Source organism: Roseisolibacter sp. H3M3-2 (assembly GCF_029211165.1).
In the GTDB taxonomy this organism is placed as follows: Bacteria; Gemmatimonadota; Gemmatimonadetes; order Gemmatimonadales; family Gemmatimonadaceae; genus Roseisolibacter.
Window position 1 is genome coordinate 1 of record NZ_JARGEK010000075.1, and the last position, 16498, is coordinate 16498.

At 74.3% G+C, this 16498-nt stretch carries 12 protein-coding genes; 2 read left to right on the forward strand and 10 right to left on the reverse strand.

Annotated elements, in window-relative coordinates:
- From PYV61_RS08645 to PYV61_RS08665, 5 genes are all read right to left on the reverse strand, one after another.
- On the reverse strand, positions 1–326 hold a 326-nt coding region (locus tag PYV61_RS08645; protein WP_275830391.1), incomplete at its 3' end, for a hypothetical protein.
- A gap of 98 nt (positions 327–424) precedes the next feature.
- On the reverse strand, positions 425–2212 hold the full coding sequence (locus PYV61_RS08650) for an acyl-CoA dehydrogenase C-terminal domain-containing protein (RefSeq protein ID WP_275830393.1): 1788 nt from the start codon (positions 2210–2212) through the stop codon (positions 425–427).
- Between the two features lie 122 nt (positions 2213–2334).
- Positions 2335–3078: an Ig-like domain-containing protein gene (locus tag PYV61_RS08655; protein ID WP_275830396.1), complete on the reverse strand. Its 744-nt coding sequence runs from the start codon at positions 3076–3078 to the stop codon at positions 2335–2337.
- Positions 3079–3136: 58 nt separating this feature from the next.
- Positions 3137–4213 carry a hypothetical protein gene (locus tag PYV61_RS08660; protein ID WP_275830398.1) on the reverse strand — a complete coding sequence of 359 codons (1077 nt, stop codon included), beginning with the start codon at positions 4211–4213 and terminating at the stop codon, positions 3137–3139.
- Between the two features lie 4 nt (positions 4214–4217).
- Positions 4218–4427 (reverse strand): hypothetical protein, encoded by a 210-nt coding sequence (locus PYV61_RS08665; protein ID WP_275830399.1) that lies wholly within the window; start codon positions 4425–4427, stop codon positions 4218–4220.
- 196 nt (positions 4428–4623) lie between these two features.
- Between PYV61_RS08665 and PYV61_RS08670 the strand changes: the two genes are divergently transcribed.
- Together PYV61_RS08670 and PYV61_RS08675 are read left to right on the forward strand one after the other, a co-directional pair.
- Positions 4624–5826 carry a VanZ family protein gene (locus tag PYV61_RS08670; protein ID WP_275830401.1) on the forward strand — a complete coding sequence of 401 codons (1203 nt, stop codon included), beginning with the start codon at positions 4624–4626 and terminating at the stop codon, positions 5824–5826.
- 98 nt (positions 5827–5924) lie between these two features.
- Positions 5925–8723 carry a M14 metallopeptidase family protein gene (locus PYV61_RS08675; RefSeq protein WP_275830403.1) on the forward strand — a complete coding sequence of 933 codons (2799 nt, stop codon included), beginning with the start codon at positions 5925–5927 and terminating at the stop codon, positions 8721–8723.
- Between the two features lie 75 nt (positions 8724–8798).
- On the opposite strand, the gene PYV61_RS08680 is transcribed toward PYV61_RS08675, so the two are convergent.
- The 5 genes from PYV61_RS08680 to PYV61_RS08700 all read right to left on the reverse strand — a co-directional run.
- The gene (locus PYV61_RS08680; RefSeq protein ID WP_275830406.1) at positions 8799–9353 is read right to left on the reverse strand and encodes a DUF5715 family protein; all 555 of its coding nucleotides are present in this window, start codon (positions 9351–9353) and stop codon (positions 8799–8801) included.
- A 295-nt stretch (positions 9354–9648) separates the two neighbouring features.
- Positions 9649–10275 carry a VTT domain-containing protein gene (locus tag PYV61_RS08685; protein WP_275830408.1) on the reverse strand — a complete coding sequence of 209 codons (627 nt, stop codon included), beginning with the start codon at positions 10273–10275 and terminating at the stop codon, positions 9649–9651.
- A 75-nt stretch (positions 10276–10350) separates the two neighbouring features.
- Entirely contained in the window at positions 10351–13527 is a 3177-nt protein-coding gene (locus tag PYV61_RS08690; RefSeq protein WP_275830409.1) for an efflux RND transporter permease subunit, read from the reverse strand.
- A 22-nt stretch (positions 13528–13549) separates the two neighbouring features.
- Positions 13550–14749 (reverse strand): efflux RND transporter periplasmic adaptor subunit, encoded by a 1200-nt coding sequence (locus PYV61_RS08695; protein WP_275830411.1) that lies wholly within the window; start codon positions 14747–14749, stop codon positions 13550–13552.
- Positions 14746–16498 (reverse strand): TolC family protein (locus tag PYV61_RS08700; RefSeq protein WP_275830413.1); only part of this gene is annotated, 1753 nt, incomplete at its 5' end. The genes PYV61_RS08700 and PYV61_RS08695, both read right to left, overlap by 4 nt.

Sequence of the window (16498 nt, forward strand, 5' to 3'; positions counted from 1 at the left end):
CCGAACTGGTCGCCGTAGCGCCAGGCCGCGAACTCGGGGCGCAGCGGCCGCCCGACGCGCACCAGCTCGAGCCCCGAGCGGAGCGTCGCCAGCCCGATGTTGTCCGTGGACACGCGCACCCGCGTCGCGCGGAACGCCCGCTCGGCGTCCTCGATCGCCTCCCAGCGCTCCTCGAGCGGCGCCAGGTTCCACCGCTCGCAGCGGCGGCACACCGCCCACAGGCGCCCCCGCTCCGCGTCGAAGGCGACGCGGCGCCCGACCGGGAACGTCTCCAGCGCGTCGTTGGCGGGGAACGGCGCGGCGCAGAACAGGCAGGCGGCGTACACGGCGACCTCGGGGGTGCGGACGGCAGCGGGGCGCGCGCCCGGCATCGGACGCGCGCCCCGCGGTCACCGCGCAAGAGTTCGGCCGGCCGGGCGGCGGGTCAGAAGGCCGCCGCCTCCAGCTCCATCAGCGGCGCCGCGCCCGACTTCATCGTGACCGCCAGCGCGTCGACCTGCGGCAGCAGCTTGGCGAAGTAGAAGCGCGCCGTCTTGACCTTCGCGTCGTAGAAGCGCGCGTCGCCGCCGGCCGCGAGCCGGTCGTGCGCCAGGCGCGCCATCTTGAGCCACATCCACCCGGTCGCGACGAGCCCCATCATCCGCAGGAAGTCGGTCGACGCCGCCCCCGCCTCGTCGGGGTTCTGCATCGCCTTCTGCATCACCGTCATGATGCTCTCCTGCGTCTTGCGCACCGCGTCGGCGAGCTGCGCCGCGTGCTCGGCGACGCGCGGGTCGCCCTGCGCCTCCTTCACGTCCGCCTGCACGAGCGTCAGGAACCGCCGCAGCAGCCGCCCGTTCCCCTCCGGAACCTTGCGGCCGATCAGGTCGAGCGCCTGCACGCCGTTGGTCCCCTCGTAGATCTGCGCGATGCGCGCGTCGCGGACGAACTGCTCCAGCCCGTACTCGCGCACGTAGCCGTGCCCGCCCAGGCACTGCAGCGCGAGGTTCGCGCTCTCGAAGCCGGTGTCGGTCAGGAAGCCCTTGATGATCGGCGTCATGAGCGCCACCAGGTCGGACGCCTCCTGCCGCTTCTCCGCGTCCGGGTGCTTCTCCTCGACGTCGATGAGCTGCCCGACCCAGTAGGCGAGCGCGCGCTCCCCCTCGACGTACGCCTTCTGCGTGAGCAGCATCTTGCGCACGTCGGGGTGCACGATGATCGGGTCCGCCTCCTGCTCGGGCGCCTTCTTGCCCGTGAGCGCGCGCCCCTGGACGCGGTCCTTCGTGTAGGCGAGCGCGTTCTGGTACGCGACCTCCGCGAGGCCGAGCCCCTGCAGCCCCACGCCGAGGCGCGCGCCGTTCATCATCGTGAACATGGCGCGCATCCCCTTGTGCTCGTCGCCGACGAGCCACCCCTTCGCGCCGTCGAAGTTGATGACGCAGGTGGCGTTGCCCTTGATCCCCATCTTGTGCTCGATGGAGCCGCAGGTGACGCCGTTCGCCGTGCCCACGCCCCCCTCCTCGGTCGGGAGGAACTTGGGGACGATGAACATCGAGATCCCCTTCGTCCCCGCCGGCGCGTCGGGGAGCTTGGCCAGCACGAGGTGGACGACGTTCTCCGCCAGGTCGTGGTCGCCCGCCGAGATGAAGATCTTGGTGCCGGTCAGCTCGTGGACGCCGTCGCCCGCCGGCACCGCCTTCGTGCGGATGATGCCGAGGTCCGTGCCCGCGTGCGGCTCGGTGAGGCACATCGTCCCCGTCCACGTGCCGTCGACGATCTTCGGCATGAAGCGGTGCTTCAGCTCCTCGTTCCCCCACTTCTCGAGCGTCATCGCGACGCCGTGCCCGAGCTCGGGGTACATCGCGAACGAGAGGTTCGCCGCGCACATCATCTCGTTCAGCACGAAGCGCGTGAGGTGCGGCAGCCCCTGGCCGCCGAACTCCGCGGGCGCGGTCATCGCCGGCCACCCGCCCTTCACGAACTCGGCGTACGCCTCCTTGAACCCCTTCGGCGTCGTCACCACCCCGTTCTCGTACCGGCACCCCTCGGCGTCGCCGCTCTGGTTGATCGGCGCCAGCACGTCCTCGCACAGCTTCGCGCCCTCCTCCAGCACCGCGAGCAGCACGTCGGGCGTCGCCTCCTCGTACCCGGGGAGCTTCGAGAGCTGCTCGACGTCCAGCAGCTCGGTCAGCAGGAAGCGGATGTCGTCGAGCGGCGCCTTGTAGGTCGGCATGGCAGGAAGAGAGTGGGGGCGCGGCCGTCGCCGGGCGCGTTACCGAACGCTGTTCGCCCTTGATTCTGCGCGGCGGGGCGCCGCCGGGCAAGACGCCCGGCGGCGGCCCCGCGCGTCGCGACTCAGCGGGTCACGTTGAACAGGCCGTCCACGTTCGTCCGGAAGACGTCGCCGCCCTCCAGCCGGGTGATCGCCTGGACCGAGTAGATCCCGAGGGGGAAGGCGCGCGGCGCCCCGGCCGAGGGCGGGCCGAAGCGGAGGCGGGCCGTGGAGCGGAGGATCCCCGTCCCCGTCGCCGGGGTCAGCGTCACGGTCGTGTCGCGCCCCCCGGCCCCGACGACCCGCAGCTCGACCTGCTGCACGGCCTCGCCGGCGTTCCGCCCCGAGACGTACTCCAGCGTCACGTCGATCGAGTCGCCGACGTTGCTGCCGGGGAGGATGCGCGACCGCGTGACCGGGTCGAGCATGTCGGTGATGATCGGCGCGGCCGCGGTGTCCCCCGAGACCACGTCGAAGTAGACGGCCGCCTGCAGCGACGTGTCGGCCGACGGCACCACGACGATGGTTCCGCGCCCCAGCCCGCGGGCGGTCACGATCCCGTTGTCGTCGACCGACGCGATCGTCGGCGACAGCGAGCGCCAGGCGTAGCTGGTCGCCGCGCCGCCCGTGGAGGTCACCTCGGCGGACAGCCGCGTGGTGTCGCCCACCGTCAGGTAGCGGCGCAGCGCGCTCACCCGCACCTCCTGCACGCATACGCCGTCGTCGCAGGGCGACGGGTCGCTGATGCTGCTGCAGGCCGCGGTCGCGGCGAGGGCCAGCGCCGACAGGGCGCCGGCGCGGAGACGGAGGCTCGGTGGGGTCGACATGATCCGGTAGATACCCACCCCGCCCGCGGAGGGTCACCCCCGCGGACGCACCCGGACGTCAGCGTCCGGCGTCGAAGCCCAGCCGCTCCAGCAGCGTCGCGAACGCCGCCGGCGCCAGGTGCCCGCCGCTCGCCTGGTCGTGCCCGTGGCCGAAGCGCCCGCTCCCGTCGCCCACCCCGGTCGCGCGCAGCAGCGCCGGCAGGTCGAGGTCGCGCCGCGCCGTCCGGGCGCTGAAGGCCACGGCGTCGGGGAGGTAGCCGGTGTTGGCGGCGATCACCGCGTGGTTCGGCAGCCGCCCGCGCCACTGCTGCGCGATCAGCGGGTGGACCTGGCACCCGGAGTGGAGCCGGAGCAGCGCCCACGGCCCGCCGCCCGCCGCGAACGCCGGCGCCGCCTTCCGCGCCTCGGCCAGCGCCGCGTTCACCTCGGCGCGGTACGCGGCCAGCCGGTCCGCGCCGTGCGCGACGTCCTCGGCGAGCGCCCGCGGGTGGTCGGCGGTCATCAGCAGCGCCAGCGGCGTCTCGACGTCGAACGCGCTCGCCCGGCGCGCCGCGTTGGTGAGGACCACCGCCTCCTTGAGCCACTTGGCCGTCCAGCGCTTCCGCGCCTCCTCCAGCCGCGGCCAGGGCGCCTTCTCGCCGAGGTCGCTGATCGTCCCCACCGCCCCCAGCCAGAGCAGGTCGTCGATCGGGCGGCCGGCCTCCTCCGCGAGCGGGGCGAGCAGCTCGTAGGCGAGCCACGCCGAGCAGGGGATCGGGTGCCAGCCGTAGCCGGTGACGACCAGGGCCGCCGGGTCGGCGGGCATCCCGTCGGGCTGGTGGTGGTCGACGTAGAGCGTCGGCACCCCGGGGAGCACGCCGTCGGCGCGCACGCCGAGGTCGGTCACGACCAGCGCATCGGGGGCGAGCGCGCGCAGGCGGGCGCGCGCGTCGTCGGAGAAGGCGCTCTCGGCGCGCCCCGACGGGACGACCCGGACGTCGGTGAAGCCGAGCCGCGGGAGCGCGCGCCCGAACAGCGCCCCCGCGGCCAGCCCGTCCGCGTCGAAGTGGCAGTAGACGACCAGACGCGCGTCGGCCGGCCGCCCCGCGAGGAAGCGACCGGCCGACGCGCGCGCCTCGTCGAGCGCCCCGCTCACGCGGTCACGACTCGTAGCGGGCGGCCTCGATGGCGGACCAGATGTGCATGATCCAGCCGAGCGTGCCGAACGAGATCAGCCAGATCGCGCCGGCGAGCACCAGGTGCCAGAGCGCCTTCATCGGCCGGCCCTGGATCAGCTGCCCGAGCCCGGGGACGAAGAAGCTGGCCAGCGCGGCGATGACGTTCCCGGCGGTACCCTGTCGAGCGGTCACGGACGACCTCCTCCAGTTGCATGCGGTGCGGACGAGCGGCGGACGGGTCTCCCTACGGACGGAGGGCGCCGCAGGTGACAAAGCCCCCTCAACCCGGCGGGCGCCCGGTCCGAGACTCTCCCGGGTGACGTCCCCTGCCCCCTCCCCCGCCGTCCGGCCGCCGTATGGCGAGACCGGTGCCAGACTCGGCGCGGCCGTGCTCGCCTTCGTGGCGGCGGTCGTCGGCGCGATCACGCTGCAGCCGTTCCGCTTCGTGTGGCCGGCGCGCCTCGAGATGATGGTGTGGGACACCTGGTTCGACGCGCTCGCCAACGTCGCGCTGTTCGTCCCGCTCGGGTTCGTCTACGCCCTCACCCGCGCCGCGCGCACGGCGACGTCCGCGGTCGCCGACCCCGACGCGCGGGCCCTCGCCCGCCGCCGCACCCTCGCCCTGGCGCTCGGCTGGGGGGCGGCGACCAGCCTGGCGATCGAGGTGGCGCAGGTGTTCGAGCCGGGGCGCTACCCGTCGCCGACCGACGTCGCCACCAACGCCCTCGGCGCGCTGCTCGGGGCCTGGCTGCACGCGCGGGCGGCGCGGGCGCTCGGCGCCGACACGCCGCTGGTCGGCCGCCTCGCGCTCGAGCTGCCGATCATGGGGCTGCTCTACCTCACGCTCCCGCTCTGCACGCTGGCCGCCGTGGGCGCGGGGGTCGACGACGCGCCGCGGCTGGCCGGGGCGGCGCCGCGCGCGGTCGCGCTGCTGGTGCTGGCGCCGTTCGGGGGGACGCTGATCGGCACCGTGCAGCGCCGGCAGCTGGGGCCGGCGCGGGCGCTCCGCCCGGCGCAGGGGGCGCTCGCCGCCGGCGTCGCGCTGGCCGCGCTGGCGGCGTGGGACCTGGGGCGGCGCGGCACCGACGTGCGCGACCTGGAGCGCCGCTTCGAGACCGAGGCGCTGGCGCTGGCCGCGCCGTTCCTGGCCGGGTACCTGATGCTCCTCCCGTTCGGGGACCCGCCGGCGCACCAGGCGCTGCTCTCCCGGCTGGGGATCCTGCGCCAGGTCGAGACGCTGGCCGCCTTCACCCTGGGCGGCTTCCTGCTGGCCGAGGGATGGAGCCGGCGCGAGCTGCGCTATCGGCACACCGCGTGGCGCGTGGCGCTGGCCGCCGCGGTGGCGGCGGTGACGCTGGCGGCGGCCCGGGTGGAGTACCGGGGGGCCGCGACGACGCTGGCCGCGGCGGCGGCGCAGGTGGTGGCGGCGGCCTACGGCGGGTGGGTGTTCCACCTGCAGCGCGCGCACGAGCGGGCGCTGGTCGAGGCCCGACGGGCCGCCGCGGGCGGGACGGCGGCGGTGCCGGCGTCCTTGTCGGCCGCGGCGCCGGCCCCGGCCGCCCCCCCGCTCGCCCGCCGCACCGCCGCCTGAGCCGAACGGGACGGGGGCGTCGCGCGTTACGAGGGGGACCACGACGTCGGGCGGCGCCAGGAGCGCCGCGCCGTGTCCGCGTACCCTCCGGAGGCGTAATGTCCTTCCCCAGACTCGCCCGCCGCTCGCTGGCGGGGCTCCTCCTCGCCACGCCCGCGCTGGCGGGGGCGCAGCCCACGGTGACCTCGCCCCAGAAGTTCTTCGGGCACCGCATCGGCGCCGACTACCAGCTGCCGAACTACACGAAGTTCACCGCCTACTGGCGCCAGCTCGACGGCGAGTCCGAGCGCATGCGGGTGCTCGACATCGGCAAGACCGCCGAGGGGCGCTCGCAGCTGATGGCCATCGTCACCGCGCCGGAGAACTTCCGGACGCTGGCGCGCTACAAGGAGATCTCGCAGCGCCTGGCGAAGGCCGAGGGGCTGACCGAGGCGCAGGCGCGCCAGCTGGCCGCCGAGGGGAAGGCCGTCGTGTGGATCGACGGCGGGCTGCACGCCACCGAGGTGCTGGGCGCGCAGCAGCTGATCGAGACCGTCTACCAGCTGGTGAGCCGCGACGACGCCGAGACGCGCCGCATCCTGCGCGACGTGATCATCCTGGCGACGCACGCCAACCCGGACGGGATGGAGCTGGTCTCCGACTGGTACATGCGCGAGCCGGACTCGCTCAAGCGGTCGACGGGGGGGATCCCCCGGCTGTACCAGAAGTACATCGGGCACGACAACAACCGCGACTTCTACATGTCGACGCAGCCCGAGTCGGAGAACATGAACCGGCAGCTGTACCACGAGTGGTTCCCGCAGATCATGTACAACCACCACCAGACCGGGCCGACCGGGACGGTGATGTTCGCGCCGCCGTTCCGCGACCCGTTCAACTACCAGCTCGACCCGCTGATCGTGACGGGGCTCGACCTGGTGGGCGCGGCGATGCACAACCGCTTCATCGCCGAGGACAAGGGCGGCGTGACGATGCGGCGCGGCGCCAACTACTCGACGTGGTGGAACGGCGGGCTGCGCACGACGGTGTACTTCCACAACATGATCGGGCTGCTCACGGAGACGATCGGCAACCCGACGCCGATGCGGATCCCGTTCGTGGCCAACCGCCAGCTGCCGAGCGCCGACCTGCCGCTGCCGATCGCGCCGCAGGAGTGGAAGTTCCGCAACTCGATCGACTACTCGGTGACCGCGAACTACGCGGTGCTCGACGTCGCCAGCCGGTACAAGGACACGTTCCTGTACAACATCTGGCGGATGGGGCGGAACTCGATCGAGCACGGCGGGAAGGACAGCTGGACGGTGTCGCCGTCGCGCCTCGACGCGGTGCGCGACTCGATGCAGGGCGCGCGGGCCGGCGGCGCCGGCGGCGCGGGCGGGCCGGCCGGCGTGATGACGGCGGGCGGGCAGTTCGGCGGCGCGGCCAACGCCGAGCAGTCGCAGCGCTACCTGGCGATGATGCGCCGCCCCGAGGCGCGCGACCCGCGCGGCTACGTGATCCCGGCCGACCAGCCGGACTTCCCGCGCGCCGTGCACCTGATCAACGCGCTGCGCGAGAACGGCATCACGGTGCACCGCGCGACGGCGGCCTTCTCGGCCAACGGCAAGCAGTATCCGGCCGGCTCGTGGGTGCTCAAGTCGGCGCAGCCGTTCCGGCCGCACATCCTCGACATGTTCGAGCCGCAGGACCACCCGAACGACTTCCTGTACCCGGGCGGCCCGCCGATCCCGCCGTACGACGCGGCCGGGTGGACGCTGGCCTACCAGATGGGCGTCAAGTTCGACCGCCTGCTCGACGGATTCGACGGGCCGTTCGAGGAGGTGAAGGACTGGAACGTGAAGCCCGCGCCGGGGACGGTCGCGAGCGGCTCGGCGGCCGGCTACGTGCTGTCGGCCAAGTACAACGACGCCTTCCCCGCCGCCGTGCGCCTGGTCGGCGCGGGCGAGGAGGTGTACCGCCTGACGGCGCCGCACGCCGGCCACCCGGCCGGGTCGTTCTTCGTCGTCGCCGGCGCCAACACCCGCGCGCGGCTGCAGCCGATCGCCGCCGAGCTGGGGATGAACGTCGCCGCCGCGTCGTCGCGCCCGGCGGGCGGGATGGCGCGCCTCAAGGCGCCGCGCGTCGCGCTGTGGGACCGCTACGGCGGCTCGATGCCGTCGGGGTGGACGCGCTGGCTGCTGGAGCAGAAGAAGATCCCGTTCGACGTCGTGTACGCGCCGCAGCTCGACGCCGGGAACCTGCGCGCCAAGTACGACGCGATCGTGCTGGTCGACGGCGCGATCCCGGCCCGCGACGGCCAGGGCGGCGGCTTCGGCGGCGGCGAGCCGCGCGCCGACGCGGTCCCGGCCGACCTCCGCGCCACGCTCGGCAACACGTCGGTCGCGAAGACGGTCCCGCAGCTCAAGACGTTCCTCGAGCAGGGGGGCACGGTGATCACGATCGGCGGCTCGACGGCGCTGGCGCGCCACCTCGGGCTCCCGGTCGGCGACAAGCTGGTGGACGCGCAGGGGAAGGCGCTGCCGCGCGAGCAGTTCTACGTCCCGGGCTCGGTGCTGCGCGTCGCGGTCGACACGACGCAGCCGGCCGCGTTCGGGATGGAGTCGCAGGCCGACGTCTTCTTCGACGACTCGCCGGCGTTCACGCTCGGCGCCGACGCCGAGGCGCGCGGGGTGAAGCGCGTGGCGTGGTACGACAGCGCGTCGCCGCTGCGCAGCGGGTGGGCCTGGGGGCAGAAGCACCTCGAGGGGGGCGCCGCCGCCGTCGAGGCCAAGGTCGGCCAGGGGACGCTCTTCCTGTTCGGTCCCGAGATCCTGTACCGCGCGCAGCCGCACGGCACGTTCAAGTTCTTCTTCAACAGCCTCGCGGCCAGCGCCGCGTCGGGCGGGGCGATCCAGTAGCCGCCCGCATGCGGAACGGGGGCCCGGCGCGATGCGCGCCGGGCCCCCGTCTCGCGTTCCGACCGCCGCCGCGCCTCAGGGCGCGCGGTAGACGACGACGTGGAAGTGCGCCGGACGCCGCTCCTCGGTCGCGTCCACGACGCCGCGCTTCTCGTAGGCGAGCAGCTCGCGGCGCATCCAGCTCCGGCAGGCGGCGCCCGGCGCGCGGAAGTCGAGCGCCATCCCGGTGGGGTGCACCGACCGCGTCGACGCGTTGCGCAGGTGGAGGCTGGTCGGGCGCATGGCGCTCGTGACGGTCAGCGGCTCGCCGCACGCGGCGCGGTAGCGCGGCGCGAACGTCGCCAGGAAGCTGCGCGTCGTCGGCCGCACGAAGGGCGCCGACACCCCCTTGAGCCGCACCGACGGCGACGCCGTCAGGCGGACGTACGCCCCCTTCCGCGCCCCGCGCTCGATCTCGCGGCGGTTGCGCGTGAACGCGAGGTCGCGGCGCTTGGCGGTGTGGAAGGCGCGGTCGACGGCGCCGCGCGAGCCGCGCAGCGTCTGGGCGGCGGCGGGGGCGGGGGCGGCCGGGAGGGCGAGGAGCAGCGCCGCGGCGGGGAGGAGGGCGGCGAGGAGGCGGGGGGACGGCATGACGAGCGGCGGGGCGGACGGCGGGCGGGGAGAGGTCGATCTTAGCCCGGGTGGGGCGGGTTCGACAGCCCGACGACGGTCCAGCAGGCGTGGTCACGGCGGAACCCGGGGTACGGCGGAGATCAGGGTAGAGCGCAGATCCGGATGAGGCGAACACAGGGGTAGTTCGCAGAGCGGGGTACGGCGGACCTACGAGCTCATAGCCGGTAAGTCCGCCGTCCCCCGGTGTGCGGTTCACCCCTTGGTTCGGTTCACCCCGATCCGCGCCGTACCCTGCAGTGCGCCGTACCCCGCTCTACGCCGTGGAGGAGCCCCCAGCCGCACGCCGCGCCCGCCGCCGTCGCCGGATCATCAGCCACGCGACCACCGCCAGCCCGACCAGCACCCCCACCGCGTACTGGTCGTAGCGCCGCACCGCCTGGAGCGCCTCGAGCGCGGTCGCGCCGAAGGCGTGGCCGAGCAGGGCGAAGATGGCCGACCAGAGGGCGGAGCTGGCGAGGCTCCCGATCAGGTAGATGTCGGGGCGCACGTGCGCGGCGCCGCAGGCCAGCGGGAGGAGCAGGCGCGCCCCGAACGCGAAGCGGACGGCGACGGCGGTGCGCCAGGGGCGGCGGCGGACGGCGCGCAGCCACTTCTTCATCGTGGCGTTGGCGCGCGGCCAGCGGCGGCGCACCCACCGCCCGCGCCACCACCCGAGCACGTACAGCAGCGTCGTCGCGACCCAGCCGCCGAGCGTGAGCGCGACGATCACGGGCACGAGGCGCACCTGCCCCTGCGACGCCGCGACGCCGGCGAGCAGCGGCGCCAGCTCCTCGGTGACGATCGGCGTCGCCGCGAACGTCAGGTAGAGCCACAGCCGCTCGCCGTGCGTGAGCGCGGCGGCGGAGAGCTGTGCGGCGGCGGGGAGGAGGGGGACGACCACGGGGACGGGAAACTAGAGGGCGGGCCCGTCCGCCGGACAGGCCCGCCCTCTCGTGATGCCGCCCCGCGGCGCCGCTCAGTCGCCCGAGACCGGCGTCGCCGTCGGGCCGCCCACCGGGACCTTGTGCTCGGCGGTGCGCTGCGACGGGCGCCGCCCGAACCAGCCGGCCACCTTCGACCGCCACCCGTCGATGATCTCGTAGAACGTCGGGATCGCGACCAGCGTGAGCAGCGTCGACGTGATCACGCCGCCGATGACCGCGATGCCGAGCGGGGAGCGGAACTGCGACCCCTCGCCGCGCCCGAGCGCCACCGGGAGCATGCCGGCGACGAGGGCGAACGTCGTCATCAGGATCGGGCGGAGGCGGATGGCGCCCGCCTCGATCAGCGCGTCGCGCAGCGGCAGCCCGCGCTCCTCGCGCGCCCACTTCGCGAAGTCGATGAGCAGGATCGCGTTCTTGGCCACGATGCCGGCGAGCAGGATCACCCCGATCAGCGACATCAGGTTGATCGTGTTCCGCGAGATCGCGAGGCTGAGCATGACGCCGATGAGCGACAGCGGCAGCGAGAACATGATCGCCAGCGGGTCGAGGAAGCTGCCGAACTGCACCACGAGGATCAGGTACATGAACAGCAGCGCCAGCCCGAGCGCCGAGAAGATCTGCACGAAGACCTCGGCCTGCTGCTGCGCCTCGCCGCCGGTGGAGATGCGCACGCTGGCGGGGCGCGACAGCGCCTGGATGCGCGCCATCGCGTCGTTCGTCACCTCGCCCATCGAGCGGCCCGAGGTGTTGAACTCGACCTGCACCACGCGGTCGCGGTCGAGGTGGTTGATGACCGCCGGCCCGAGGCCGTCGGTGATCGTCGCCACCTGGCCGAGCGGGAGCGTCTGCGGCGAGCCGTCGGCGCCCTGCACCACCAGCGGGAGCTGGCGCAGGTCGGCGGCGCGGCGGCGCGCCTCGGGGGAGAGGCGCACGTAGACGTCGCGCGTCTCGCCGCTCGGGTCCACCCAGTCGCCGACGTCGACGCCGGCGAAGGCGGGGCGCAGCGACTGCGCGACCTGCCCGACGGTGAGCCCCATCGAGCTGGCCAGCCCGCGGTTCATCTCGACGTTCAGCTCCGGCTTCTGCCCCTTGGACGACAGCCCGACGTCCACCAGCCCGGGGACCGCGCGCACCGCGTCCTGCGCCCGCTCGGCGAACGCCTGCAGCTCCTCGGTGTTGTTGCCGCGCAGCTCGATGGCGACCTGCTTGCGCCCGCCGCCCCAGTCGGTGGCCAGCACGGCGACCTTCGCGCCGCCGGTCGGGCCGAACTCCTGGCGCAGCATCGCCGAGAAGGGCTCGACGGTCATCGACCGCTCGTCCTTCGGCACCAGCTTCACGTAGATCTTGCCGATGTCCACCGCCCCGGCGTCGCCCGAGCCGAGCGTCGTGTAGGTGTAGCGGACCTCCTTGTGCTGGCGGGTCAGCGCCGCGATCTGCTCCGTCTTGAGCCGCGTGTACTCGAGGTTCGAGCCCGGCGGCGTCTCGACGATGATGTTCAGCTCCGCGTTGTCGTCCTCGGGGAAGAAGCTGACCCCGACGAGCGCGTTGTCGCCGATCGTGATCATCGGCATCGCGAGCGCGAAGAAGAACGTCGCGGCCGCCATCAGCGAGACCTTCCACCGGTGGTCGAGCGCCCACGCGATCACGCCGCGGTACTTCTCGGCCTGGCGGTCGAACCAGCGGTTGAACTTGTCGAGCGCGCGCGTGACGAAGCCCTTCTCGTGCTCCTCGCGGTGCGGGTCCGGCCAGTAGGCCGAGAGCATCGGGTCGAGGGAGAACGAGACGAACAGCGACACCAGCACCGAGCAGGCGATCGTCAGCGCGAACGGGCGGAACCACTGCCCGCCGACGCCCGGCATGAAGGCGATCGGGATGAAGACGGCGAGGATCGAGAAGGTCGTCGCGGCGACGGCGAGGCCGATCTCGTCGGTCCCCTCCTTGGCCGCGGTGTAGTGGTCCTTCCCCATCTCGACGTGCCGCACGATGTTCTCGCGCACCACGATGGCGTCGTCGATCAGGATGCCGATGGCCAGCGACAGCCCGAGCAGCGACATCGTCTCGAGGCGGAAGCCGAGCGCCCAGACGGCGATGAACGAGGCGAGCACCGACACCGGGAGCGCGAGCCCCGTGATGACGGTCGAGCGCCACGAGTTCAGGAAGAGGAAGACGACGAGCACCGTCAGCAGCGCGCCCTCGACGAGCGCCTCCTGCACGTTGCGGACGGAGTTCTCGACGTTGACGCCCTTGTTCTTCACCACGTCGATCGTGGTCCCGGCGGGGAGCGTCTTCTTGACCTCGTCGATGCGGGCGATGATCTGGCTCGCGACGTCGGTCGTGCTGTAGCCGGTGGACTTCTTGATGTCGATGCCCACCGCCTCGCGCCCGTTGTAGAGGGCGAGGGTGCGCGGCTCCTCGGTGGCGTCCTTGATCTCGGCCACCTCGCCGAGGCGGATCAGCTGCCCGTCGCGCTCGCGCACGACGATCTGCGCGAACTCGTCGGGGCGCTCGAGGCGCCCCTTGAGGCGGATCGAGCGCTCGTCGAGCGAGCCGGTGACGCGGCCGACGGGCGCGGCGAGGTTCTGCAGCTGCAGCGCCTGCACGATCTCGCCGACCGAGATGCCGGCCGCCTGCATCCGCTCCGGCTGGATCTCGACGGTCAGCTCGCGCTCCACCTTGCCGGGGATCGCCACCTCGGCGACGCCGGCGATCGAGCGCAGCTGGCGCGTGATCCCGGGGTCGGCGAGGCGCGTCAGCTCGGCGGGCGACAGCACCGTCGACGACACCGCCAGCGAGATGATCGGCTGGTCGGTGTCGTTGAACTTCTTGATGATCGGCTCCTCCATCTCGAGGGGCAGGTCGCTGCGGATGCCCGAGATCGCGTCCCGGACGTCCTGCGTCGCCTCCTGGATGGGCTTGTCGAAGTTGAACTCGATCATGATCATGGCATAGCCGTCCTGCGCCGTGCCGTTGACCTTCTTCACGCCGCTGATCGCGGAGATGGCCTCCTCGATCGGGTCGAGGAGCTCGCGCTCGACGCCGTCGGGCGACGCGCCCGGGTACGGGATCGCCACCGTCACGAACGGCGGGGCGACCTCCGGGAACTCGTCGGTCTGCAGCCGCAGCAGCGCGAACAGCCCGAACACCACCAGCGCCACCATGGCGACGACGGTGATGATCGGCCGCTTGATCGCGAAATCGGAGATGAACATGCCCGCCTTCCGTTGAGTGGGATCAGGGCTGCTTGGCAGCGGGAGCCGCGGGAGCGGCCGGCTGCGCCGCGGGGGCCGCCGACGCGTCGCCGACGGCCGAGACGCGCACCGGGGTGCCGTTCGAGATCCCCTGCGCGGCGCCGCGGAGGACGGTGTCGCCCGCCGCCACGCCGCCGCGGACCTCGAGCAGCTCGCGCGCGTCGTCGCGGAGCCCGAGCTCCACCGTCACGCGCTCGACCTTCCCGTTCTTCACGCGCACCACCGTCGGGCGCACGCCGCGCTGGTCGACCGCGTCGCCCGGCACGAGGAGCCCCTCGCGCGACGCGCTGGCGACGCGCCCCTCGGCGAACAGCCCGCCCACCAGCGCGTTGCCGGCGTTCGGGATGGACGCGAGGATCGCCACCTGGCGCGTGGCCGGGTCGGCGACCGGCGCGACGCGCGTGACGCGCCCGGTGAACGCGCGGTCGGGGTAGCCGGTGACGGTGAACCGCACCGGCGCGCCGACGCGCACCTGCCCGAGCTGGTCGGCCGGCACGCTCCCGGCGAGCTGCATGCTCGACGGGTCGACCACGCTGTAGAGCTCCGTGCCCGGGCTCACGACGTCGCCCGTGCTGACCCGCTTGATGCCGACGACGCCGGCGAACGGCGCGGTCGCGGTGGCGTTGCCGAGCTGCCGCCCGGCGAGCGTGGCCTGCGCCCCCGCCGCCTGCAGCTGCGCGCGCGCCGACGCCGCCGCGGTGCGCGACGCCTCCGCGTCGCGCTCGGCGACCGCGCGCGCGAGCAGCAGCCGCGCCGCGCGGTCGCCGCCGCGCTGCGCCTGCGCCGCCTGCAGCTCGGCGGCGGCGACCGCGGCCCGCGCGCTCACCGCCTGCTCGGCGAGCCCGCTGGTCTCGATGCGCGCCAGCGCCTGGCCGCGCGACACGCGCTGCCCCGCCTCGACGAGCGCCGCGGTGACGGTGCCCGCCGCCTCGGCGCGGATGGTGGCCTGGCGCTCCGGCTGCAGCGAGCCGGAGATCGCCGGCCCGCTCTCGATGCTGTCGCGCGTGATGACGGCGACGTTCTCGGGGCCGACGGTCACGGCCGACGAGGCGGCGGCCGCCGCCGACGAGGCGGCCTGCGCGTCCTCCCCGCCGCCGCACGCCGCCAGCGCGCCGAGGGTCGCGGCGGCGAGCGCCGCGTGGAGGATGCGCGCGCCCGCGGGGCGCGAGTGGGACGAAGTCATCGGATGCCCCCCGAAGTGCCGGTTTGCTGGGCGCCGCCCGCGCCCTGGGCGGCGCCCGGCGCGGTCTGCGGCGTGGAAGTGCGCTGCTGCTGCGACGACGCGCCGCCCGCCTGCTGGGCCGACGCCCCGCCCGCGGTCGCGCCCTGCGGCGACAGCGGGAGGTCCTTCAGGAGCGCGAGCCGGAGCCGCGCGACCTCGCGGTCGCGGGCCGCCGTCGCGGCGTTCGCCTCCGCCTGCTGCAGCAGGAGGCGCGAGTCGGCGAGATCGACCTGCGTCGCCAGCCCCTCGCGGAAGCGCACCTCCGCGATCTGGTAGGCGCGCGCGGCCTGCGACGCCGTGCCGGCGCTCGCGCGCCACGTCGCCTCCGCCTGCGCCAGCTGCGACACCGCCACCCGCGCGTCGAGCGCCGACAGCTCCTCCACCTGGCGCGCCTGCTGCTCGGCCTCGCGCAGGTTGGCCTCCGCCGCCAGCTCCTCGCCGCGGATCCGGCCGCCGTTGAAGATCGGCACCGAGACGCCGAGCGAGACGGTCCAGTTGGGGAAGAACTGGTTCAGCGACGTCGGGAAGGTGACCCCGTCGCCGTCGGGATAGGCGAAGCGCTGGTAGTTGGTCTGCAGCGCCACCGCCGGCAGCCGCTGCGCGCGCGTCACGCGCAGCAGGTTGCGCTGGGCCTCGACGTTCTCGCGCGCCTGCCGGGTGGGGGCGCGCGTGGCCGCCACGGTGTCGGCGCCCGCCACCACCTGGTCCACCGCGCCGCGCACCGCGGGGTCCTCGGCCAGCACCTCGGCCGGGTCGACGGCGACGGTCTCGAAGCGGCGCGCGGTGCCCGACGCGACGCTCACCGGCGCGCCGCCCGGCGTCGTGGGCGCGGGGGCGGGGTCGGCGGCGGTGGCCGCGCGCGGCGGCGCCGCCGGCCCCTCGGTCGCCGACGGGAGCGGCGTCGTCAGGGCGAGCGGCTCGTCGAGGGGCAGGTCGAGCAGCTGGCGTAGCCGCACGTACGCGACGTCGCGCTGCGCCCGCGCCTGGATGAGCACCGGGCGCTGGTTGTCGCGGGAGACGGTCGCGCGCAGCAGGTCGAACTCGCTCACGTTGCCGACCTCGCGCGCGATCGCCGTCTGGCGGAAGGCGCGCTCGGTCTGCACCAGCGACGACTCGCTGATCGCGACCAGCCGGTCGGTGAGGGCGGCGTCGAAGTACGCCTGCGCGACGTCGAGCTGCACCTGCGCGCGCGCCGACGTGATGCCGATGGCGGCGGCGCGGCGGCCGGCGTCGGCCGCGCGGATCCCCGACGTCACCCGCCCGCCGGAGAACAGCGTCTGCGAGCCGGTGAGCCCGAGGATGATGTTGTTCGGGTTGGCGAACACGCGCGTGATCGAGCCGAGCCCGCCCGACTGGTCGCAGGTCGAGGCCTGCGCCAGCGCGGCGGCGCGCTGCTCGGGGGTCGCGTTGGCCGGGATGTTCGGCGTGCAGACGGCGACCGGCGCCGGCGGGGCGTTGGGGTCGGGCGCCGGCGCCTGCTCCTGCAGCGCCTGGAACTGGTTCTGGAGCTGCTTCTGGTAGGTCGCGCTCGCGTTCAGCTGCGGGAGCGCCTGGCTGCGCGCCTGCAGGAACTGCCCGCGGGCGCGCAGCGCGCCCGCCTCGGCGACGCGCACCGCCTCGCTCTGCCGCTCGCCGAGGCGGAGCGCCTCCTCGAGCGACAGCGGGCGGCCGGGGCGCGCGGCGGCCGGCGCCTGCGCGCCGAGCGCGCCG